The following is a 21,938-nucleotide window of genomic DNA, read 5'->3' on the forward strand; positions in this document are numbered from 1 at the left end:
TCCGCACGGCCCCCACAACCGAACAGCCGACAGGGGAGCGCCCACAGCGCTGAGAGTGCGGCCGTACGTCCGTGCGCGCCGCAGACCCTCGAACCTCGCCCGGGTCATGCCGGGTAGGAAGTCGATGCACTGATGAACACGAATGTGCGGCGCGCTGCTGCCGCCACCACCGCCGTCCTCGCCCTCGCCGTTCTCGCCACCGCCTGCGGCGGACCGGGCGGGGACGACGACGCCAAGACCGTCACCCTCGTCACCCACGACTCCTTCGCCGCGTCGAAGTCGGTCCTCGCGGACTTCACCGAGAAGACCGGCTACAAGGTCAAGGTGCTGCGCGGCGGTGACGCGGGTGCCGCCGTCAACCAGGCGGTGCTCAACAAGGACAACCCGCAGGGCGATGTCTTCTTCGGGGTGGACAACACCCTCCTCTCCCGCCCTCTCGGCAAGGGCGTCTTCGCGCCCTACCGGGCCAAGGGGCTGGACAAGGTGCCCGCCGGGCTCCAGCCCGATTCCGGCAAGCACCGCGTCACCCCCGTCGACACGGGCAGTGTGTGTGTCAACTACGACCGCAAGTGGTTCGCCGACAAGAAGCTGGACCCGCCCCGCACCCTGGCGGATCTGACCAAGCCCCGCTACAAGAACTTGCTCGTGACCGAGGACGCGGCCAACTCCTCGCCGGGGCTGGCGTTCGTCCTGGCCACCGTCGCCGAGTACGGCGAGGCGGGCTGGCAGGGCTACTGGAAGAAGCTGCGCGCCAACGGTGTCGAGGTTGTCGACAGCTGGGAGCAGGCCTACCAGGACCGCTTCACCGGCTCCCGCGCGGGCAAGGGCCAGGGCGACAAGCCACTCGTGGTCTCCTACGCCTCCAGCCCGCCCGTGGAGGTACTGGGCGACAAGCACCCCCCGAAGCAGGCACCGACCGGCGTCGCCAAGGGCACATGCTTCCAGCAGACCGAGTACGCCGGACTGCTCAGCGGCGCCCGGAACACCAAGGGCGGCAAGGCCCTGCTGGACTTCCTGCTCAGCAAGCGGTTCCAGGAGGACCTGCCGCTCCAGATGTTCGTCGACCCGGTCCGCGAGGACGCGAAGCTGCCGCGGCTGTTCACCGAGTATGGCGAGACCGTCGACAACCCCCGCACGCTGGCGCCGAAGAAGATCGCCGACAACCGTGAGCGCTGGATCAAGACGTGGACCTCGCTCGCCGTGAAGTGACCGCCTCACCGGCCGCGCCCCCGGTCGGCACCCGGGCCCGTGCGGGGACGCGCGGGCCCTGGGTGCGGCTGGCGCTGATGGGCGTACCGATGGCGTTCTTCGCCGTCTTCTTCGGTTACCCCGTGCTCGCCATCGTGAGCCGGGGGCTGCGCGCCGGCGGGCACTGGCACCTCGACCGCATCGGGCAGGTGGCCGGCGACCCGGACATCCTCCAGGTGCTGTGGTTCACCGTCTGGCAGGCCGCCGCCTCCACGGCCCTCACCCTCGCGCTGGCACTGCCCGGCGCATGGGTGTTCGCCCGGCTCGACTTCCCCGGCAAGCGTCTGCTGCGCGCCCTGGTGACGGTTCCGTTCGTGCTGCCGACGGTCGTCGTCGGCTCGGCGTTCCTCGCACTGGCCGGACGCGGAGGGGTGCTGGACGAGTGGTTCGGGGTGCGGCTGGACACCAGCGTGTGGGCCATCCTGCTGGCGCACGTCCTGCTCAACTACTCCGTCGTCATCCGCACAGTGGGCGGTTTCTGGTCCCAGCTGGACCCCCGCCAGGAGGAGGCCGCCAGGATGCTGGGGGCCGGGCGCCTCACGGCGTGGCGGCGCGTCACCCTGCCCGCGCTGGCCCCGTCCGTGGGAGCTGCGGCGCTGATCGTCTTCCTGTTCACCTTCACCAGCTTCGGTGTCATCCAGGTGCTCGGCCGGCCCCGCTTCGCCACGCTGGAGGTGGAGATCTACCGCCAGACCGCCACCTTGCTGGACCTGCCGACAGCCGCCGTGCTGACGCTCATCCAGTTCGCCGCCGTCGCCGCGCTGTTGTCGGTGCACGCCTGGTCGTTGCGGAAACGGGAGACGGCACTGCGGCTGGTCCCCGCCGAGCAGACCGCGCACCGTCCTGCGGGGGCGGGCCAGTGGGCGGTTCTGTCCGCCGTTCTGGTGACAATCTGCGTACTGACCGTTCTGCCGCTCGCGGTCCTGGTGCTGCGCGCTTTCGACGGACCGGACGGATTCGGGCTCGCCCATTTCCGCGCACTGTCGGGACAGTCCGACAGTGCCACGTTCACCGTCGCCCCGGTGGAGGCCGTCGGCAACTCCCTGGCGTACGCGTCCGTGGCGACGGGCATCGCCCTGCTGGTGGGCGGCCTGGCCGCAGCGGCGCTGACGGTACGGTCCCGTCCGCGGCCCGGCGCCGGACGGGGCCCACGGGCCGCCGACCGGCTGGTGCGGGGTTTCGACGCGCTGCTGATGCTGCCGCTGGGCACCTCCGCCGTCACCGTCGGGTTCGGCTTCCTGATCGCCCTGGACGAGCCCCCGCTGGATCTGCGGTCGAGCTGGATCCTGGTGCCGCTCGCCCAGGCGCTGGTGGGTGTGCCGTTCGTCATCCGCACCATGCTGCCGGTGCTCCGGGCCGTGGACACCCGGCTGCGGGAGGCCGCCGCCGTACTGGGAGCCTCGCCGCTGCGCGCCTGGCGGGAGGTGGACTTCCCGCTGGTGCGGCGGGCGCTGCTGGTGGCCGCCGGGTTCGCGTTCGCCGTCTCGCTGGGTGAGTTCGGGGCCACCGTGTTCATCGCCCGCCCCGACAGTCCGACCCTGCCGGTGGCCGTCGCCCGCATGCTGGGCCGCGCCGGGGAGTCCAACTACGGCCAGGCGATGGCGCTCAGCACACTGCTGATGCTCGTGTGCGCGGGAGTCCTCTTCGCACTCGAACGTGTGAGAACCGACAGCCAGGGGGAGTTCTGATGCTGCGGCTGGACGGCGTGACTGTGCGGTTCGGCGAGCGGGCCGCACTGGACTCGGTCGACCTGGAGGTCGCCGAGCACGAGACGGTCTGCGTCCTGGGCCCCAGCGGCAGCGGCAAGTCCACCCTGCTGCGCGTGGTGGCCGGACTCCAGCAGCCCGACGCGGGCCGGGTCCTGCTGTCGGGGCGCGACCAGCGCGACGTACCGCCGCACAAGCGGGGCGTCGGCCTGATGTTCCAGGACCACCAGCTCTTCCCCCAGCGCGACGTGGCCGGGAACGTCTCCTTCGGGCCGCGCATGCACCGCATGGGCCGGGCCGAGACCGACCGGCGGGTCGGTGAACTGCTCGACCTGGTGGGCCTGCCCCAGGCGGGGCGGCGCGCCGTCACCGCACTGTCCGGCGGCGAACAGCAGCGGGTGGCCCTGGCCCGTGCCCTGGCGCCCGAGCCCCGGCTGCTGATGCTGGACGAGCCGCTGGGGCAGCTCGACCGCGGGCTGCGTGAACGGCTCGTCGTCGAACTGCGCGGCCTCTTCCGGCGGCTCGGTACGACAGTGCTCGCCGTCACGCACGACCACGGTGAGGCGTTCGCCCTCGCCGACCGGGTGGTCGTCATGCGGGACGGCCGAATAGCGCAGACGGGGACACCGCTGGAGGTCTGGCAGCGGCCTGCGTCCGCGTTCGTGGCCCGTTTCCTCGGCTTCGACAACATCGTCGCCGCCACCGTGCACGGCGAGGCGGCCGACACCGTGTGGGGGAAACTGCCCGTCCCCGCCGGCACACCACAGGGACGCACACTGCTGCTGGTCCGCCCGGGCGGGGTACTGCTGCGCGCCCCGGAAGAGGGGCTGCCCTGCACCGTGGAGGCCCGCACCTTCCGTGGCGGGGACGCCTCCACGGTGACCGTGCTGCTGCGTCCGGCTGAAGGGCCCCCGCTGGAGGCCGCCTGCACACTGCGGGACGCGCCCGAGGAGGGCGCCCGGGTGGGTGCCGTTTTCGACCCCCGCGAGGTGGTGCCTCTCGACGGCGCGGACGACCAGCGGGAGGAGTCGGAGGCCGCCTCCGCCGCTGGCTGACTTTCTGGGCGGGGCTGTGTCTGTCAGTGCGGCGGCAGCGCCGCGAGCGCGCCGGCGGGGGCCGCGAGGAGAACGAACACCGTCGTGAGGACGGCGGCCCGCAGCAACGTCACCGACCGGCGCACTCGTCGGGGCGCCCCGAGCCGGTCCAGCAGCTCGCCGAGCGGTACGTGGCTGTCCCGTACCCGGGAGCGCACCGCCAGCCACGTCCCCACCACACAGCAGGCGACCGAGAGCGCGGCCAGAGCGGCCAGTGGCCCGGGCAGAGCGGCCTGCGCGCCGGCGAGCAGGGTCAGGGCCAGCGCTGTCGTGGCAGCCGCCACCGCGCTCAGCGCCCCCAGCGGCCGGCCGCTCCAGGAGGCTTCCCCGGCGAGGGAGCGTCCCGCCAGCAGGCGTGCGGGGCCGGGTTGCCCGTTGGTCAGCAGTCGGCCGCCCAGGGCGAGGAGGCCCGGTCCGGCCAGTACCAGTCCGCAGGCGGCCAGCAGCCAGCCCGCGGGCAGCAGGGAGGCCGCCAGCGCGTCGGCCGGGGTGTGTCCGGCTGTCATCACCGAGCCCGCGTGCGCGGCGGGGCCGGTGCCGGTCAGGGCGCGCTGGGCGGCGAGACGGGCCAGCAGCAGCCCGCAGGCGGCCAGCAGGAGCCCGGTGGCCAGTCCGGTCCGGAAGGCGGCGGAGCGGTCTTCCTGCCCCTGCGGGGCCGCGTGGGCGTCCTCGGTGGCGGCCGGCGTGGAACCGAGGACTGCGACGGGTTTCCGGAAGGGGACGGCGGGTTGCGGGACGGCGGTCGAGGCTTCCCGGGAAGCGGTGGCGCTCTCGTGGCCAGTGGCGCCGGTTTTCCGGGAGGCGGGGGCGGGCGGACGCGCCGGGGGACGGCCCTCCCTCGCACCCCAGGCGGCGGCGGTGGCGGCCAGCACCGGGGCGGCGCTCAGCAGGGTCAGTGCCGCGGGCAGGGGCAGCGACGGGCCGGGCAGCGGCAGCCCGAGAACGGCACCGGACGGCGGCACCGCGTGTGTGCCGGCCCGTACGCACACCAACAGCGTCAGAGCGCTGCCCAGCATGCACGGTGCCGCGGCGGTCCGTGCGGCCAGCAGGGCGATCCGCAGCGGGCCCAGCCCCGCTGCGGTCAGTCCGCCTCGGGCCTCGGGGGCGGGCGCCGTATCCCCGAGGGCGGCGGAGAGCCGGGCGGTGACGGCCAGCGGAACGAGGCACCAGGCCAGCCCGGAGAGGGCCCCGCCGGGATGGCCAGGGTGTTCCAGCGCGTGGGAAAGGGTGCTCAGCAGCAGCAGTCCGACGGCGGCGGAGGAGCACAGGAGCAGCAGCCGCAGCAGCAGGGCCAGCGGCGGGGCGGAGAGGGTCAGACGGAGAGTGAGCACGCTGCCGAGTCCTCGGGACCGGTCCGCACGGGTGTGTTCCCGGGGGCGGTGTCGAACGGGGTGTCGTGCGCCGGGGCTTCGCGGACCGGGGTGCGGCCCCGGCGCCCGTCGGCGAGGGTGACGATCCGGTCGGCGAGTGCCGCGCCTGTCGCGTCCGCGGTACGGGCGGCCGGGGTGAGGGTCAGGTCGTGGGTGGCCAGGACGACGGTGATGCCGTGCGAGCGGGCGGCGGCGCTGAGGGCCCGCAGCACCTGGGCGCGGTCGGTGCGGTGCAGGGGCGCGGTGGGCTCGTCGGCGAACAGGACGGCGGGGGAGTGGACCAGTGCGCGGGCCACGGCGACGCGTTGCCGTTCTGCCTGCCGGAGTGCGGCGGGCCGTTTGCCCGCGCAGTCGCCCACGTCCAGCCGTTCCAGCCAGGCGCGGGCCGCGGTGCGGGCGGCGCGGTAGCCGGTGCCGTGCAGCAGCAGCGGCAGTGCGGCGTTCTCCCAGGCGGTCAGTTCCGGGACGAGGCGGGGGGTGCTGTCGATCCAGCCGAACCGGTGCAGCCGCAGCCGTTCGCGTGCGGCACGGCTGAGGGTGTGCACGGGGCGGCTGTTGAACCAGACTTCGCCTTCGGAGGGCAGGGTCTGCCCGGACAGACAGCGCAGCAGTGTGCTCTTTCCGCTGCCCCGCGGCCCGGCGACGGCGACGATCTCCCCCTCCCGGACGCCGAAGGAGACCCCGCGCAGCGCGGGCGAGCCGTCGTAGGTGTAATGCAGTCCGCGCGCCCAGAGCACGTCGTCCGGCGGGGCGGTCATATGAGCACCTCACTCAACATCGCGAGCCGTCGCTCCCTCTGAAGGGTGAAACGAGAGGCGGGGGCATCGGTCACTGGACCGATGCCCCCGCCTCCGGGGGAACGTGCACCGCGGTCACCCGCCCGTCAGCACCCTTCCGCTGTGATGGGCGGGCCGCCGTTCAGCGGGGCGCCGGGCTGCTCGGGGCCGCGTCGCTCAGAGCTTCGTCCACGCCTCGGTGAGGACCGCGCGGAGGATCTGCTCGGCCTCGTCGAAGACCTTCTGGTCGGAGATCAGCGGCGGGGCCAGCTGGACGACCGGGTCGCCGCGGTCGTCGGCACGGCAGTAGAGACCGTTGTCGAACAGTGCCTTGGACAGGAAGCCGTACAGGACGCGCTCGGACTCCTCCTCCGTGAACGTCTCCTTGGTGGCCTTGTCCTTGACCAGCTCGATGCCGTAGAAGAAGCCGTTTCCGCGGACGTCGCCGACGATCGGCAGGTCGTGCAGCTTCTTCAGCGTGTTGAAGAAGTTCGCCTCGTTGTCGAGCACGTGCTGGTTGAGGCCTTCGCGCTCGAAGATGTCGAGGTTGGCGAGGGCGACCGCCGAGGAGACCGGGTGGCCGCCGAAGGTGTAGCCGTGCAGGAAGGTGTTGTCGCCCTCGTAGAAGGGCTCGGCGATGCGGTCGGAGACGATCGCGGCGCCTATCGGGGAGTACCCGGAGGTCATGCCCTTGGCGCAGGTGATGATGTCCGGCACGTAGCCGAACTTGTCACAGGCGAAGAAGGTGCCCAGCCGGCCGAAGGCGCAGATGACCTCGTCGGAGACGAGCAGCACGTCGTACTGGTCGCAGATCTCGCGGACCCGCTGGAAGTAGCCGGGCGGCGGCGGGAAGCAGCCGCCGGCGTTCTGCACGGGCTCCAGGAAGACCGCGGCGACGGTCTCCGGGCCCTCGAAGAGGATCTGCTGCTCGATCTGGTCGGCGGCCCAGCGGCCGAAGGCCTCCGGGTCGTCGCCGTGGATCGGGGCGCGGTAGATATTGGTGTTCGGCACCTTGTGGGCGCCGGGGACCAGCGGCTCGAACGGCGCCTTGAGGGCGGGCAGACCGGTGATGGACAGGGCGCCCTGCGGGGTGCCGTGGTAGGCGACCGCGCGGGAGATGACCTTGTGCTTCATCGGGTTGCCGGTCAGCTTGTGGTACTGCTTGGCCAGTTTCCAGGCCGTCTCGACGGCCTCGCCGCCGCCCGTGGTGAAGAACACCTTGTTCAGGTCACCGGGGGCGTAGTGGGCGAGCCGCTCGGCCAGCTCGACGGCCTTGGGGTGCGCGTAGGACCAGATGGGGAAGAACGCGAGGTCCTGGGCCTGCTTGTTGGCCGCCTCGGCCAGTTCGGCGCGGCCGTGCCCCGCCTGGACGACGAACAGTCCGGCCAGGCCGTCGAGGTAGCGCTTGCCGTCGGTGTCGTAGATGTAGACGCCCTCACCGCGGGCGATGGTCGGCACCGGTGCGTCCCGGTACGACGACATGCGGGTGAAGTGCATCCACAGGTGGTCGTTCGCGGTGCGGGAGAGGTCCTTGCTCCCCTGGGTGGCGTGACTGTCCTTGCTCACTGTTATCGCGTTCCCCATGTGTAGGTCTGCTTGCGCAGCTTGAGGTAGACGAAGCTCTCGGTCGAGCGCACGCCCGGCAGCGCCCGGATGCGTTTGTTGATCAGCTCGAGCAGATGGGCGTCGTCGTGGCACACGATCTCGACCAGCAGATCGAACGAGCCCGCCGCGATCACCACGTAGTCGACCTCGTCGATCTCCGCGAGTGCGTCGGCGACCGGTTCGACGTCGCCGTCCACCGTGACGCCGAGCATCGCCTGCCGCATGAAGCCGACGGTGAGCGGATCGGTCACGGCGACGATCTGCATGACGCCCTGTTCCTGGAGTTTCTGGACGCGTTGCCGCACGGCCGCCTCCGACAGGCCCACGGCCTTGCCGATGGCGGCGTACGGACGCCGTCCGTCCTCCTGGAGCTGTTCGATGATCGCCAGGGACACGGCATCCAGGGAGGAGCCGCCTGTCTTCTTCGAGTCGCGAGCCACAGAGGCCACTGTGCATGAGACCTCCGCTGTCCCGCAACCCGTAGGCGATGTAATCCGCAGCGTTGAGGCCACAGATAAACTGATTCCGTTGTTCGATGGGGCTGGCTATATCGAAAACGTGGCTCCGCCGGTTAGGCTGGCGGTCTCACCCATTGGACAACGGAGCAGGAGGGGTGCGAAGTGACCACCGAGCTGCGTCGGCTGCGCAACTACATCGACGGGGAGTTCAGGGACGCCGCTGACGGCCGGACCACCGAGGTGGTCAACCCGGCGACGGGTGAGGCGTACGCGACGGCGCCGCTGTCCGGTGCCGCCGACGTCGACGCCGCGATGGCCGCCGCCGAGGCCGCCTTCCCGGCCTGGCGCGACGCGACGCCCAGTACCCGCCAGCAGGCCCTTCTCAAGATCGCGGACGCGCTGGAGGCACGCGCCGACGAACTGCTCGCCATCGAGTGCGAGAACTGCGGCAAGCCGCTGGAGGTGACCCGGCAGGAAGAGCTGCCGATGATGCTCGACCAGATCCGCTTCTTCGCCGGCGCCGCCCGCATGCTGGACGGCAAGTCGGCCGGTGAGTACATGGAGGGCCTCACCTCCTTCGTACGCCGGGAGCCGATCGGGGTGTGCGCCCAGGTCGCGCCGTGGAACTACCCGGCGATGATGGCCGTCTGGAAGTTCGCCCCGGCGCTCGCGGCCGGCAACACCGTCGTCCTCAAGCCCTCCGACACCACCCCGGCCTCCACCGTGTTCATGGCCGAGCTCATGGGCGAGATCCTGCCCAAGGGTGTCTTCAACGTGGTGTGCGGCGACCGCGACACCGGCCGTCTGCTGGTCGAGCACAAGATCCCCGCGATGGCCTCGATCACCGGGTCCGTACGAGCCGGCATGGAGGTGGCCGCCAGCGGCGCCAAGGACCTCAAGCGCGTCCACCTGGAGCTGGGCGGCAAGGCACCCTGTGTGGTCTTCGACGACGCCGACATCGCGGCAGCCGTCGAGGGCATCCGGGACGGCGGTTTCTTCAACGCCGGCCAGGACTGCACGGCCGCCACCCGGGTGCTCGTCCAGGAGGGCGTCCACGACGAGTTCGTCCAGGCGCTGGCCAAGGCCGCCGCCGAGGTCAAGACCGGCGACCTGAGCGACGAGGACTGCTTCTACGGCGCGCTGAACAACCCCACGCACCTGGAGAAGGTCGAGGGCTTCATCGACCGACTGCCCGCGCACGCCAAGGTCGAGGCGGGCGGCGAGCGCGTCGGCGACAAGGGCTACTTCTACGCGCCCACCGTCGTCTCCGGCCTCAAGCAGGACGACGAGATCATCCAGAACGAGGTCTTCGGACCGGTCATCACCGTCCAGAAGTTCACGGACGAGGCGCAGGCCGTCGAGTGGGCCAACGACGTCGAGTACGCGCTGGCGTCGTCCGTGTGGACGACCGACCACGGCACCGCCATGCGGATGTCCAAGGCGCTCGACTTCGGCTGTGTGTGGATCAACACGCACATCCCGCTCGTCGCCGAGATGCCGCACGGCGGCTTCAAGAAGTCCGGATACGGCAAGGACCTGTCGATGTACGGGCTGGAGGACTACACGCGGGTCAAGCACGTGATGACCGCGCTGTGAGTCCCTGCCGTGCAGTGAGACGGACCGTCCGGTGAGCCCCGCCTCGCTGTGAGACCCGCCGTGCTGTTCGTCCTTTCGGGCCTCGCTCACGGCCGACGGGCCCGCGCCCTTTCCGGGTGCGGGCCCGTCGTTCTGTCCGGGTGCGGCGAGAGCCGCCGCACGGGTGCGGCCTTCAGGAGCTGTAGGGGTTGCCGTGCTGCTGCGGGGGCCGGGCCGCGTAGGGGTTGCCGGGCTGGGGGCCCGGCTGCTGCGGGGCGCCGTTCGTGCCCGGCCCGGGAACGGGGTGCCCGGAGGGAGCGCCGTTCTGGGCCAGCATCTGCTCCGCCGCCTCCTTGGGGACCTCGGTGTGCGCGCCGCAGAACGTGCACTGGATCGAGTGCCTGGCCGGTGCGATCGGGAACAGCGGAATGAAGAACAGGGAGAACTTCGTGACCCGCTTGCGCAGCGCGTGGGCGGCCGGATTGCCGCAGAAACCGCAGAGCAGGTTCAGTATGGCCAGCTGCACCAGCTTGCTGGAGGTGCCGAAGATGATCACCGGAGGGCTCCGTTCACACGTGCGGGGATCTCCCGTGCAGCCAACCACCGGGGGCGCTTCCGCCGTAAGCCGCCGCGTGTAACAGGGCTGCTGCAACCCTGTCGGCAACGCCGTCCCAGCTCTGCTGCGCCCCTGTCAGCCCTCTCGGCCGTCCGCGGGAGGGCCGCCCGCGGGACCGGGTCCCAGGGCCTGTACCAGCCTGGTGATGTGGTTGGTGGTGATCGAGTCCACGCCCATGGCCGCCAGCCTGTGCATGGTGCGTACGCGGTCGACCGTCCACGCCGAGACCAGGCGGCCGTCCGCGTGGACGCGGGTCACCAGCTCGGGGGTGAGCAGCCCGAAGCCGTAGTTGAGCCAGCGCGGCTTCACCTCGGACAGCAGCGTCGGCCGCACCGGGGCCGCACGGTCCCAGGTGAGCGCCAGCTCGGCCGACGGGTCCGCCGCCCTCAGACGGCGCATCGCCAGCGGGCCGCCGCAGTAGTAGACGCGGTCGGCCGCGTCCGCCTCGCGCACGGCGGCGACGGTCGCGGTCACGGCGGCCGGATCGGGAAGGTCGATCAGGGTGCGCACGGCACGGGTGGCGGCCAGCGCCTCCGCCAGAGCCGGGACGTCGGGGGCGAGCCGGGCCAGACGTGCCCGCGACAGTGCGGGGACGGCCACCCGGTGACCCCACAGCCGCTCCAGCGTGCGGTCGTGCAGCACGACGGGCACACCGTCCCGAGTGAGCCGCACGTCCAGTTCCACGGCGTCGGCGCCCGCCAGGACGGCGGCGCGGAAGGAGGGCAGGGTGTTCTCCCGCGCGGTCACGGGTGCGCCCCGGTGCGCGACACGGACCACCGGGCCCCGCCGCCGGGCCGGCCCGTCCGGCGGCGACGCCGCTGTGCGGTCCCCGCCCGGCTCCCGCCCCGCCCGCCGGGTCACGCGGGACGCTGCCAGGACGCCAGATAGGTGTCGATCTCCTCGCACAGCCGGACCTTCCCCGCCTCGTCCAGGAAGGACGCCCGCACGGCGTTGCGGGCCAGGTCGGCGACCCCGGCCGCGTCCAGGCCCAGCAGCCGGGCGGCGATGGCGTACTCGTTGTTGAGGTCGGTGCCGAACATGGGTGGGTCGTCGCTGTTGACGGTGACCAGGACGCCCGCCTTGACCATCTCCGTGATCGGGTGGCTCTCCAGGTTCTCCACGGCCCGGGTCGCGACGTTCGAGGTGGGGCACACCTCCAGCGGAATCCTGTTCTCCGCCAGGTGCTCCAGCAGCCGCGGGTCCCGCACGGCGCTGGTGCCGTGTCCGATGCGCTCGGCCCGCAGCGAGGTGAGGGCGTCCCAGACCGTCTCCGGGCCCGTCGTCTCGCCCGCGTGCGGGACGCTGTGCAGCCCGATGGCCAGCGCGCGGTCGAAGTACGGCTTGAACTGCGGCCTGGGGACGCCGATCTCCGGGCCGCCGAGACCGAAGGAGATCAGGCCATCGGGAGTCATCTCGGTGGCGATCCGGGTGGTCTCCTCCGCCGACTCCAGCCCCGCCTCGCCCGGGATGTCGAACACCCAGCGCAGCACCACGCCCAGTTCCCGCTCGGCGGCGTGCCGGGCGTCCTCGATCGCCTCCAGGAACGCGCCGTCGGGAATGCCCCGGCGCACCGAGCTGTAGGGGGTGACGGTCAGCTCCGCGTAGCGGATCGACTGCCGCGCCATGTCGCGGGCGATCTCGTAGGTGAGCAGCCGCACGTCCTCCGCGTCCCGGATGAGGCCCACCACGGAGAGGTAGACCTTGATGAAGTGCGCGAAGTCCGTGAACGTGAAGTAGGCCGCGAGCTCCTCGGGGTCGGCCGGCACGCCCGCCTCGGGGTGCCGGGCCGCCAGCTCCGCGACGATCCGGGGCGACGCCGAGCCGACATGGTGGACGTGCAGCTCGGCCTTGGGCAGCCCGGCGATGAAGGCGGTCAGGTCGGAAGAATCGGACAAGGGGTGCCTCCGGCTCCGTTGAGGGACCGGTTCATCGTAGGACCGTCGCCCGCCGCGGGGGAGCGGGCCGGGTTCGCAGGGCGCCCCTGGCGGCCCCCGGCGGTGTCGGGGGCGGCGCATAGCATGGGGCAACAGCGAACGGGTGGGGACGAGAGGGGGCACGATGGGCAACGGTGCAGGACAGCCGCCACCTTTCGGCGCGCCGGGCCAGGGGGCGGGCGAGGGTGCGGAGGAGCAGCCGCCGCCGATCCCGATCGCCCCGGACGGACCGAACCGCTCCTACGGTGTCCAGCCGGGCTCCGGCCACGCGGGACCGGGCGCCGCCGGGAGTGGTCACGCCGGCGCGCCCCCTGCCGCCGGGGGGCCGGGTGCTCCAGGGGCCCCGGGAGGCTGGGCCGGTGCCGGGTACGCGCCGTACGGGTACGGCTGGCAGGGGCCGCCGCTGTCGGCGGGCAAGTCCATCGCGGCCATGGTGCTCGGAATCGTCAGCATCGTGCTGATCATCACCTGCTGGGGGAGTTTCCTCAGCGTCATCTCCTCCACCGTCGCCCTCTGCCTGGGGGTGAGCGCCCGCCGCGGGGTGGCCCGGGGCGAGCTGGGCGGGCAGGGGCAGGCGACGGCCGGGTTCGTGATGGGCATCGTCGGGCTGGTGCTGTCGGTGATCGTCAGTGTGCTGCTGGTACTCGTCCTGACGATGGACGTCGACGAGACGGACGGCGGCACCGGTGGCGGCGGGAGCGGCGGCAGCTCCTACGACGCGAGAGGCGTCAGCCTCCTGGTGCGATGACGGACCGGCGACAGCGCCCGGGCCGAACCAAGGGACAAGCGGCGGACGGGGTATAGATTCCGTGGCGTAATCAAAAGATGCCTACGGAATCCCTTGTTGGATGGTCGAACCCCTGTCAGGATCGGCTGTCATCAGCGGCCCGGACCGCGGTCGCCGCCTCGCGCACCGCGTGCCTTGGTGCGGCCTCGCACGGCCACGTACGGCTTCCGTGGGCCCCGCGCGTGCGGACCGCCGAACGCGTCCGCCCCCGGGCCGCCGCAGTCCGCCGCACGCCGTAGTGGTCAGGAGTCCTCGATGGTTCAGCGCTTCGATGTGTCCGAACGGTTCGCCGCGGGCGCCCAGTACGTCGCCGGGCGGCTGACTCCCGGTACCTCGGGCCGCTCGCACACGGTCGTGGACCCCGCCACCGGCGAGGACGTCCTCACCTATGGACTGGCCGGAGCCGCCGACGTCGACGCCGCCGTCCGCGCCGCCCGCGAGGCGTTCCCCGGCTGGGCGGGGGCCACCCCGGCCGAACGCTCGGACGCGATGCACCGCTGGGCCACCAGGCTGGCGGAGCTGACCGACGAGTTCGTGTACGCCGAGTCGCTCCAGTGCGGCAAGCCGCTGAAGCTGTCCGCCGAGTTCGACGTGCCCGGCTCGTTCGACAACGTCGCCTTCTTCGCCGGTGCGGCCCGCCACCTGACCGGCGCCGCGGCGGCCGAGTACAGCGCAGAGCACACCTCCAGCATCCGCCGTGAACCGCTGGGCGTCATCGGTTCCATCGCTCCGTGGAACTACCCGCTCCAGATGGCGGCCTGGAAGATCCTCCCGGCCGTCGCCGCCGGCAACACGATCGTCCTGAAACCCTCGGAACTGACCCCGCTCACCTCGCTGATGTTCGCCCGGGCCGCGCGGGACGCCGGCATCCCCGACGGCGTCATCAACATCGTCACGGGGGCGGGCCGGGACGCGGGCGAAGCACTGGTCGCCCACCCCGACGTCGCCATGACCTCCTTCACCGGCTCCACCGCCGTCGGCCGGCGCGTCGCCGAGCTGGCGACCACTGCCTCACGGCCCGCGAAACGCCTCCACCTCGAACTCGGCGGCAAAGCGCCGTTCGTCGTCTTCGACGACGCGGACCTGGCAGCCGCCGCGCACGGCGCCGTCGCGGGCGCACTGATCAACACCGGGCAGGACTGCACCGCGGCCACCCGCGCCTATGTGCAGCGTCCGCTCTTCGACGCGTTCGTCGGCGCGGTGGCCGACCTGATGAACGACGTCCGCGTCGGCGACCCGTTCGCCGAGGGCACCGACCTGGGGCCGCTCATCTCCCACGCGCAGCGCGACCGGGTGGCCGGGTTCGTCGACCGGGCTCGCGCCTACGCGACCGTCGTCACCGGCGGCGAGGCACCCGGGGGCGAACTGGCCAAGGGCGCCTACTACCGCCCCACGCTGATCACCGGCGCCCCGCAGGACAGCGAGGTCGTCCAGCAGGAGATCTTCGGCCCCGTCCTCGTCGTCCTCCCCTTCGACACCGACGACGAGGCCATCGCCCTGGCCAACGACACCCCCTACGGGCTGGCGGCCTCCGCCTGGAGCCGGTCGGTCTTCCGCACGGGGCGGGCCGCCCGCGAGATCCAGGCCGGCTGCGTCTGGCTCAACGACCACATCCCGATCATCAGCGAGATGCCGCACGGGGGCTACAAGGCCTCCGGATACGGCAAGGACATGTCGGCCTACTCCTTCGAGGAGTACACACAGATCAAGCACGTCATGTCGGAGACGACCGGTGTCGTGCGCAAGGACTGGCACCGAACGGTCTTCGGCGACCGCTGAGCCGCCGGGGCTCCCGGGGCGCGCGGCCCCCCGATCCGGTGCTTGAGCCGTCCGCGCCTTCTGGCCGCGACCGCGCACAGCGGGCGCCGGGGCCGTCGGCCCGGAGATCCGTCGGGCCGGAACCGTCGGAACGGACCTGCCGGACCCGACCGGTCGGACCGGACCCGCCGGGCCCGCCGGGCCCGACAACCCGTCGGCCGCGCCGTTCCGTCCCGCCCCCGTCCCCAGCCCCTTCTCGTCCCTTCCCAGGAAGGCGGTCCCGCCATGGACCTGTACGAAGGACTGCCGGAACCCGTCGCCAAAGCGTGGGAACGCGGCCTGACCAGCGGTCGCGCCGCGATGACCCGGCGCCGGCTGCTGCGTGGGGCCTCCCTCGCCGCGGCCGGCGCCGCCCTCGCAGCCTGCGGCATCCCCCCGGCCGCCGGCAGCAAGAGCGGCGACGCCCCGGAGGACACCCCCGACCACTCCAAGAAGGAGCGGGTCCTCAACTTCGCCAACTGGCCGCTCTACATCGATGTCGGCAAGAAGAACAAGAAGCGGCACCCCACCCTCGACCGCTTCGAGCGCCGGTCCGGCATCGAGGTCGAATACGTCGAGGACATCAACGACAACAACGAGTTCTACGGCAAGATCAAGCCGCAGCTCGCGGCCGGCCAGGACACCGGACGCGATCTGGTGTGCCTCTCCGACTGGATGGCGGGCCGCGTCATCCGGCAGGGCTGGGCCCAGCGCCTCGATCCGGCCAACCTCACCCACGCCGTCACCAATCTGGAGGACCGCTTCCGGGCCGCGGCGCATGATCCGGGGCGGCAGTACAGCTACCCTTGGGCGGGCACCGCCTGCATCGTCGCGTACAACAAGAAGGCCACCAAGGGGAAGAAGGTCACCAGCGTCACCCAGCTGCTGGAGGACGAGTCGCTCAAGGGCCGGATCTCCATGCTGACCGAGATGACCGACACCATCGGTCTGACGATGCTCGACATGGGCGCCGACTCCGAGCACTTCACGGACGACGAGTTCGACGCGGCCATTGCCCGCATCCAGAAGGCGGTGGACCGCAAACAGCTGCGGCGGTTCAGCGGCAACGACTACCTGGACGAGCTGAACTCCGGCGACATCGCCGCATGCCTGGCCTGGGCCGGTGACATCGTGCAGCTCAGGCTCGACAACGAGGACATCGAGTTCGCCGTACCGGACCGCGGATACCTGTTCGGCACCGACGATCTGCTGGTGCCCGCCAAGGCCCGCCACCGCGCCAACGCCGAGGCGCTGATCGACTACTACTACCGGCCCGAGGTCGCCGCGGAACTGGCCGCGTACGTCAATTACATCTGTCCGGTCACCGGGGCCAAGGCCGAGATGGAGAAGATCGACAAGGATCTGGCGGCGGACCTGCTGGTCTTCCCCGACGCCGACATGATCGCCAAGGGCAAGAACTTCCGGCCCATGAGCGCTGCGGAAGAGGCCCGCTACCAGGAGAAGTTCTCCGCCCTGATCGGGGCGTGACCGCCCCTCCTCCCGTCCCAGCCCCCGCCCGCCGGGCGCGCTCCAGGGCGCCCGGGCCGCCCCCGGTGGCCGCCCGTCCGGCCGCCGGGCCCGTCCCCCTCACCCCGAGGACCGGTCATGACCCTCACTCTTTCCGGTATCAGCAAGAGCTTCGACGACTTCACCGCCGTCCACCCGCTCGACCTCACCATCCCCGAGGGCTCCTTCTTCGCCCTGCTGGGTGCCTCCGGCTGCGGCAAGACGACGACCCTGCGCATGATCGCCGGCCTGGAGGAGCCGTCCGCCGGCCGCATCCTGCTCGGCGACGACGACATCACCCGGCTGCCGCCGCACAAGCGGCCCGTCAACACCGTCTTCCAGAACTACGCGCTCTTCCCGCACCTGGACATCGCCGAGAACGTCGCCTTCGGACTGCGGCGGCGCGGCATCAAGAACGTCCGGGCACAGGTCGCCGAGATGCTGGACCTCGTCCAGCTCGGGGACCTGGCCCGCCGCAGACCGCGCCAGCTCTCCGGCGGCCAGCAGCAGCGCGTCGCCCTCGCCCGCGCACTGATCAACCGGCCCCGCGTCCTGCTGCTCGACGAACCGCTGGGCGCCCTCGACCTCAAACTGCGCCGCCAGATGCAACTGGAACTCAAACGCATCCAGACGGAGGTCGGCATCACCTTCGTCCACGTCACACACGACCAGGAGGAGGCCATGACCATGGCCGACAGCGTCGCGGTGATGTACCAGGGGCGGGTCGAACAGCTCGGACCGCCCGCCGATTTGTACGAGAACCCGCGCTCCACCTTTGTCGCCAACTTCCTCGGTACCTCCAACCTCGTCGAGGCCAAGGTCCTCGCCGGCCAGGACACTGCCGGCACGGCATCCGCCGGACTGCGGGTCGAGGTACCCGGCGCCGACGGCGCGCTGCGGGTGCCCCCGGACCGCTGCTCCGCCGGCGACACGGAGCCGGGCGCGATGGTGCTGGTGGGGATACGCCCCGAGAAGATCGCCCTGGTCAGCGCGGAGGAAGCGGCCACGGTGCCGGATGGGCACAACCGCCTCACCGGCCGCATCAAGGACGCCGGCTACCTGGGCGTCTCCTGGCAGTACCAGGTGGAGACACCCGCGGGTGCCGAACTGACCGTCTACGCGCAGAACCTGGAACGCGACAGCCGGCTGACCGCCGGAGCCCCTGTCGTCCTGCACTGGCGCCCCGCCCACACCTTCGCGCTGGACGCCGCCCAGGACGCCGCGGCCGGCGAGGAGACCCTGTGACGGCCGCCGCGCCCCCCTCGGGGCTCTCCGGCCCGGCCGGCGCCGGCCGGCAACCCGGCAGCACGGACGGCGGGGCGCCTGACGGAGCCGAGGGCGCACCGCGCCGACGCGGACTGACGCCCTACTGGCTGCTGGCGCCGGCCGGGCTGTGGCTCGCCGTCTTCTTCGTCGCGCCGCTCTTCTACCAGGCGTCCACCTCCGTGCAGAGCGGCTCCCTCGAAGAGGGCTTCCGCGTCACCTGGCAGTTCTCCCACTACACCGACGCGCTGGCGACCTACGGCGAGCACTTCCTGCGCTCCTTCGGCTACGCGGCCACCGCCACCGTGCTGTGTCTGCTGATCGGCTACCCGCTCGCCTACATGATCGCCTTCCGCGCGGGCCGGTGGCGCAACGTCGTACTGGTCATGGTGATCGCGCCGTTCTTCACCAGCTTCCTCATCCGCACCCTGGCCTGGAAGACGATCCTGTCCGACGGCGGCCCCGTCGTCCGTGCCCTCCACTCCCTGCACGTCCTGGACGTCACCAGCGCGCTCGGACTGACCGGTGACGACCGGCTCCTGGCCACCCCGCTCGCCGTCGTCTGCGGCCTCACCTACAACTTCCTGCCGTTCATGGTGCTGCCCCTCTACAGCTCCCTGGAGCGTATCGACACCTCGCTCCAGGAGGCCGCCCGCGACCTGTACGCCACCCCGGCCACCGCCTTCCGGAAGGTGACCTTCCCCCTCTCCCTGCCCGGAGTGGTGGCCGGCACCCTGCTCACCTTCATCCCGGCCTCCGGCGACTACATCAACGCCCAGCTGCTCGGCTCCCCGAACGAACAGATGGTCGGCAACGCCATCCAGAAACAGTTCCTGAACGTCCTCGACTACCCGACGGCGGCGGCGATGTCCTTCCTGCTGATGGCCCTCATCCTGATCATCGTCAGCGTCTACATGCGCAAGGCCGGAACGGAGGAACTGGTCTGATGCCCGCAGCCGACCACCCCGCCGGCCCGCCCCCGTCCCGGCACCCCGGATCGCCGCCGGCGGCTTCCGCCGGCCCGCCGGAGAAACCGGCCACCGGTTCGCCGAAGAAGCCGAAGGAGCCGCAGAAGCCGGAGAAACCGCCCGCCGCCCGGTCCCGGCGCTCGCCGCTGCGCTGGGTCCGGGAGAACGCTGTCGTCCTGGCGGGCTGTGCGGCGCTCGTCTACCTGCTGCTGCCCAACCTGGTCATCCTGCTGTTCTCCTTCAACAAGCCGGCCGGCCGCTTCAACTACTCCTGGCAGGCCTTCTCCGCCGACGCCTGGACCGACCCCTGCGGCGTCGCCGACATGTGCGGCTCCCTGCGCCGCAGCCTCCGGATCGCGATACTGGCCACCCTCCTGACCACCGTCTTCGGCACCCTCGCCGCGTTCGCCCTCGCCCGGTACCGCTTCCGCGGCAGGAGCACGGCCAACGCGCTGATCTTCCTCCCCATGGCCATGCCCGAGGTCGTGATGGCCGCCTCACTCGGCACGCTCTTCCTCAACATGCGCGTCCAGTTCGGCTTCGTCACCATACTGATCGCCCATGTGATGTTCTGTCTGAGTTTCGTCGTCGTCGCGGTCAAGGCGCGGGTGATGAGCATGGACCCCCGCCTCGAAGAGGCCGCCCGCGATCTGTACGCCGGGCCCTTCCAGACCTTCTTGCGGGTCACCCTGCCGCTGGCCGCGCCGGGTATCGCCGCGGGCGCGCTGCTCAGCTTCGCGCTCTCGTTCGACGACTTCATCATCACCCAGTTCAACGCGGGCCCCTCCACCGTCACCTTCCCGATGTTCGTCTGGGGAGCGGCGCAGCGCGGGGTCCCCGTGCAGGTCAACGTCATCGGATCGGCGATGTTCGTGCTCGCCGTCGCTCTCGTGGTGTGCGGGCAGTTCGTGACGAACCGCCGCAGGAAGTCCTGAACCCGCGGTGCCCGTCCGTCTCCGGCGCACAGCGTCCTTTGGTATGTCCTTCGGTATGCGAACAAGGAGCCGATAACCGTGAGCGATGCCGTGGCCTCCCGAGCTGCCCTCCGCTCCCTGGCCGACGCCCGGCCCACCCCCTTCTGGCTTGACGACCCCGACCACCGTCCCGCACCCCGGCCCGCCCTCGTCGGGCACGAGAGCTGCGACCTGCTCGTCGTCGGAGGCGGCTACAGCGGCCTGTGGACGGCGCTGCTCGCCAAGGAACGCGACCCGGCACGCGACGTGGTGCTCCTGGAGGGCGAGGAAGTCGGCTGGGCCGCTTCCGGGCGCAACGGTGGCTTCTGCGCCGCCTCCCTCACCCACGGATTCGGCAACGGCCTGGCCCGGTGGCCCCAGGAGCTCACCACCCTGGAACGGCTCGGGCAGGCCAACCTCGACGCCATCGAGGAAGCCGTCACCCGCTACGGCATCGACTGCGACTTCGAACGCACCGGCGAGATCAACGTCGCCACAGCACCCCACCAGGTGGCCGAACTGGAGGAATGGGCCGCACAGGCCCGCGCCCTCGGCCTGGGGGACCAGCTGACCCTCCTGGACCGCGACGCCGTACGTGCCGAGGCCGACTCCCCCACCTTCCTCGCCGGACTGTGGGACCGCACTGGCGTCGCCATGCTCAACCCCGCCCGCCTCGCCTGGGGCCTCAAACGCGCCTGCGAACAGGCCGGTGTCCGCATCTACGAACACACCCCCGCCACCCGGCTGGGCGCGCGCGGCGCACAGGCCGCCGTCGCCACCCCCTACGGCCGGGTACGCGCCCGCCGCGTCGCCCTGGCCACCAACGCCTTCCCCTCACTGCTGCGCCGCGTCCGGACCTACATCGTCCCCGTCTACGACTACGCGCTGATGACCGAGCCCCTCACCGAAGAACAGCGGGCCGCCGTCGGCTGGCGCAACCGGCAGGGCATCAGCGACAGCGCCAACCACTTCCACTACTTCCGCATCACGGCCGACAACCGCATCCTGTGGGGCGGCTACGACGTGCTCTACCACTACGGCAGCCGCGTCTCCCGCGACTACCACCAGCGGCCCGAGACGTTCGCCAGACTGGCCCGCCACTTCTTCCGCTGCTTCCCACAGCTGGAAGGCATCCGGTTCAGCCACCGGTGGGGCGGCGCCATCGACACCTGCTCCCGCTTCTCGCCGTTCTTCGGCACCGCCCTGGACGGACGCGTCGGCTACGCCGCCGGCTTCACCGGACTCGGCGTCGGCGCCACCCGCTTCGGCGCCGAGGTGGTGCTCGACCTGCTCGCGGGCGAACGCACCGAGCGCACCGTACTGGAGATGGTGCGCAAGAAGCCGCTGCCCTTCCCGCCCGAACCGGTGCGCTGGGCCGGTATCGGCATCACCCAGTGGTCGCTGGCCCGCTCCGACGCCAGGGCCGGGAAGCGCAACCTGTGGCTGCGGGCGATGGACAAGGTCGGCATGGGCTTCGACAGCTGACGCCCTCACCCGGGTGACGGCCTCGCCGGACGACGGTCTCACGTCTGGCGAGGGCCGTCCTGCGGTTCGGTGTCCGGTCCGTCGGCGCCGGGCGGGTCGGTGTCCGCTCGGCCGGCGCCCTCCGGTTCGGGGTCCGTCCGGTCGTCTCCGGCGGCCGGTGTGCCGTACGGCAGGTGCCCGGGCCGGGCCGCGACGGCGACCGCGCCGAGCAGCAGCGCCCCGAGACACCAACTGGCGGCCACGTCCAGCGGCCAGTGGTAGCCCCGCCACACCAGGCCGAGCCCGTTCCCCGCCGTCAGCAGGGCCGCAGCCACCCACGCCAGGATGCGCCCCGGCCGGGACAGCAGGCCGGACAGCAGCAGCACGGCACCGCCGAGAGCCACCGTCGTGGTGGCCGCGTGCCCGGAAGGGAAGTAGCCGCTCCCGCCCAGCGGACCCGCACGGTCCGTCCACACCTTGACCAGCGAGACGACGACGGCCATCGCCCCCATGGCCAGGGCACAGCACAGCACCGGCCACCAGCCGCGTCCCCGCCCGGCCAGGAGGCGCAGTGCCATCGCGGCGGCGAGCAGCGGCAGCGCCACCGCCATGTTGCCGATGTCCGACAGCGCTTCGGCCGGCACGGTGGAAGGCGAAGCGTGCCGCAGCGCGACGCCCAGGTCCTCGTCCCAGCGCACCAGCGGTCCGGAGCCGAGCACCTGCCAGGTGCTCAGCGCGAAGGCCACCGAACACAGCAGGCAGCTCAGCAGCAGCCGCATGGGCGAGAGTGACGAAGGAGGGGAACCGGTCAGAGACGT

19 protein-coding genes are annotated in these 21,938 nt (G+C 71.7%); 11 read left to right on the top strand and 8 right to left on the bottom strand.

Annotated elements, in window-relative coordinates; genetic code table 11:
• Window positions 1–132: 132 nt before the first annotated feature.
• The 3 genes from IO40_RS0110780 to IO40_RS0110790 are packed head-to-tail and all read left to right on the top strand — an operon-like array spanning window position 133 to window position 4,009.
• Window positions 133–1,209: a thiamine ABC transporter substrate-binding protein gene (locus IO40_RS0110780; RefSeq protein ID WP_016470128.1), complete on the top strand. Its 1,077-nt coding sequence runs from the start codon at window positions 133–135 to the stop codon at window positions 1,207–1,209.
• A complete protein-coding gene (locus tag IO40_RS0110785; RefSeq protein WP_051719249.1) occupies window positions 1,185–2,936 on the top strand; it encodes an ABC transporter permease in 1,752 nt (583 codons plus the stop codon). Before IO40_RS0110780 ends, IO40_RS0110785 begins: the two co-directional genes overlap by 25 nt.
• Window positions 2,936–4,009, top strand: coding sequence for an ABC transporter ATP-binding protein (locus IO40_RS0110790; protein WP_016470130.1), 1,074 nt, complete (start codon window positions 2,936–2,938; stop codon window positions 4,007–4,009). The genes IO40_RS0110785 and IO40_RS0110790 overlap by 1 nt, the downstream gene beginning before the upstream one ends.
• Window positions 4,010–4,032: 23 nt before the next feature.
• On the opposite strand, the gene IO40_RS0110795 is transcribed toward IO40_RS0110790, so the two are convergent.
• From IO40_RS0110795 to IO40_RS0110810, 4 genes are all read right to left on the bottom strand, one after another.
• Window positions 4,033–5,379, bottom strand: coding sequence for a hypothetical protein (locus IO40_RS0110795; protein ID WP_041968439.1), 1,347 nt, complete (start codon window positions 5,377–5,379; stop codon window positions 4,033–4,035).
• Window positions 5,361–6,176 carry an ABC transporter ATP-binding protein gene (locus tag IO40_RS0110800; protein WP_016470132.1) on the bottom strand — a complete coding sequence of 272 codons (816 nt, stop codon included), beginning with the start codon at window positions 6,174–6,176 and terminating at the stop codon, window positions 5,361–5,363. Before IO40_RS0110800 ends, IO40_RS0110795 begins: the two co-directional genes overlap by 19 nt.
• A gap of 195 nt (window positions 6,177–6,371) precedes the next feature.
• On the bottom strand, window positions 6,372–7,778 hold the full coding sequence (locus IO40_RS0110805) for an aspartate aminotransferase family protein (protein WP_016470133.1): 1,407 nt from the start codon (window positions 7,776–7,778) through the stop codon (window positions 6,372–6,374).
• Window positions 7,763–8,248 carry an Lrp/AsnC family transcriptional regulator gene (locus IO40_RS0110810; protein ID WP_016470134.1) on the bottom strand — a complete coding sequence of 162 codons (486 nt, stop codon included), beginning with the start codon at window positions 8,246–8,248 and terminating at the stop codon, window positions 7,763–7,765. The genes IO40_RS0110805 and IO40_RS0110810 overlap by 16 nt, the downstream gene beginning before the upstream one ends.
• Window positions 8,249–8,419: 171 nt before the next feature.
• Here IO40_RS0110810 and IO40_RS0110815 point away from each other — a divergent pair, with 171 nt between their 5' ends.
• Window positions 8,420–9,853: a gamma-aminobutyraldehyde dehydrogenase gene (locus IO40_RS0110815; protein WP_031175320.1), complete on the top strand. Its 1,434-nt coding sequence runs from the start codon at window positions 8,420–8,422 to the stop codon at window positions 9,851–9,853.
• A gap of 172 nt (window positions 9,854–10,025) precedes the next feature.
• On the opposite strand, the gene IO40_RS0110820 is transcribed toward IO40_RS0110815, so the two are convergent.
• From IO40_RS0110820 to IO40_RS0110830, 3 genes are all read right to left on the bottom strand, one after another.
• On the bottom strand, window positions 10,026–10,388 hold the full coding sequence (locus tag IO40_RS0110820) for a zinc ribbon domain-containing protein (RefSeq protein ID WP_016470136.1): 363 nt from the start codon (window positions 10,386–10,388) through the stop codon (window positions 10,026–10,028).
• Between the two features lie 135 nt (window positions 10,389–10,523).
• A complete protein-coding gene (locus tag IO40_RS33420; protein ID WP_406926715.1) occupies window positions 10,524–11,195 on the bottom strand; it encodes a glycerophosphodiester phosphodiesterase in 672 nt (223 codons plus the stop codon).
• A 110-nt stretch (window positions 11,196–11,305) separates the two neighbouring features.
• The gene (locus IO40_RS0110830; RefSeq protein ID WP_418952570.1) at window positions 11,306–12,463 is read right to left on the bottom strand and encodes an adenosine deaminase; all 1,158 of its coding nucleotides are present in this window, start codon (window positions 12,461–12,463) and stop codon (window positions 11,306–11,308) included.
• 43 nt (window positions 12,464–12,506) lie between these two features.
• Between IO40_RS0110830 and IO40_RS0110835 the strand changes: the two genes are divergently transcribed.
• The 7 genes from IO40_RS0110835 (at window position 12,507) to IO40_RS0110865 (ending at window position 21,141) form a co-directional block, all read left to right on the top strand.
• Window positions 12,507–13,130: a DUF4190 domain-containing protein gene (locus IO40_RS0110835; RefSeq protein WP_031175323.1), complete on the top strand. Its 624-nt coding sequence runs from the start codon at window positions 12,507–12,509 to the stop codon at window positions 13,128–13,130.
• A gap of 294 nt (window positions 13,131–13,424) precedes the next feature.
• On the top strand, window positions 13,425–14,948 hold the full coding sequence (locus tag IO40_RS0110840) for a gamma-aminobutyraldehyde dehydrogenase (protein WP_031175324.1): 1,524 nt from the start codon (window positions 13,425–13,427) through the stop codon (window positions 14,946–14,948).
• A 264-nt stretch (window positions 14,949–15,212) separates the two neighbouring features.
• Window positions 15,213–16,454 carry a polyamine ABC transporter substrate-binding protein gene (locus IO40_RS0110845; protein WP_030406951.1) on the top strand — a complete coding sequence of 414 codons (1,242 nt, stop codon included), beginning with the start codon at window positions 15,213–15,215 and terminating at the stop codon, window positions 16,452–16,454.
• Window positions 16,455–16,571: 117 nt separating this feature from the next.
• Complete coding sequence (locus IO40_RS0110850) at window positions 16,572–17,717, top strand: ABC transporter ATP-binding protein (protein WP_031175325.1); 1,146 nt, start codon at window positions 16,572–16,574, stop codon at window positions 17,715–17,717.
• Entirely contained in the window at window positions 17,714–18,682 is a 969-nt protein-coding gene (locus IO40_RS0110855) for an ABC transporter permease (RefSeq protein WP_016470143.1), read from the top strand. Before IO40_RS0110850 ends, IO40_RS0110855 begins: the two co-directional genes overlap by 4 nt.
• Window positions 18,683–18,849: 167 nt before the next feature.
• Window positions 18,850–19,638 carry an ABC transporter permease gene (locus tag IO40_RS0110860; protein ID WP_031175326.1) on the top strand — a complete coding sequence of 263 codons (789 nt, stop codon included), beginning with the start codon at window positions 18,850–18,852 and terminating at the stop codon, window positions 19,636–19,638.
• A 78-nt stretch (window positions 19,639–19,716) separates the two neighbouring features.
• Window positions 19,717–21,141 carry an NAD(P)/FAD-dependent oxidoreductase gene (locus IO40_RS0110865; RefSeq protein WP_033228714.1) on the top strand — a complete coding sequence of 475 codons (1,425 nt, stop codon included), beginning with the start codon at window positions 19,717–19,719 and terminating at the stop codon, window positions 21,139–21,141.
• Between the two features lie 38 nt (window positions 21,142–21,179).
• Here the strand turns inward: IO40_RS0110865 and IO40_RS33425 are convergent, their stop codons facing one another.
• The gene (locus IO40_RS33425) at window positions 21,180–21,899 is read right to left on the bottom strand and encodes a phosphatase PAP2 family protein (RefSeq protein ID WP_031175328.1); all 720 of its coding nucleotides are present in this window, start codon (window positions 21,897–21,899) and stop codon (window positions 21,180–21,182) included.
• Window positions 21,900–21,938: the final 39 nt, after the last annotated feature.

The organism is Streptomyces albus subsp. albus (assembly GCF_000725885.1).
GTDB lineage: Bacteria > Actinomycetota > Actinomycetes > Streptomycetales > Streptomycetaceae > Streptomyces > Streptomyces albus.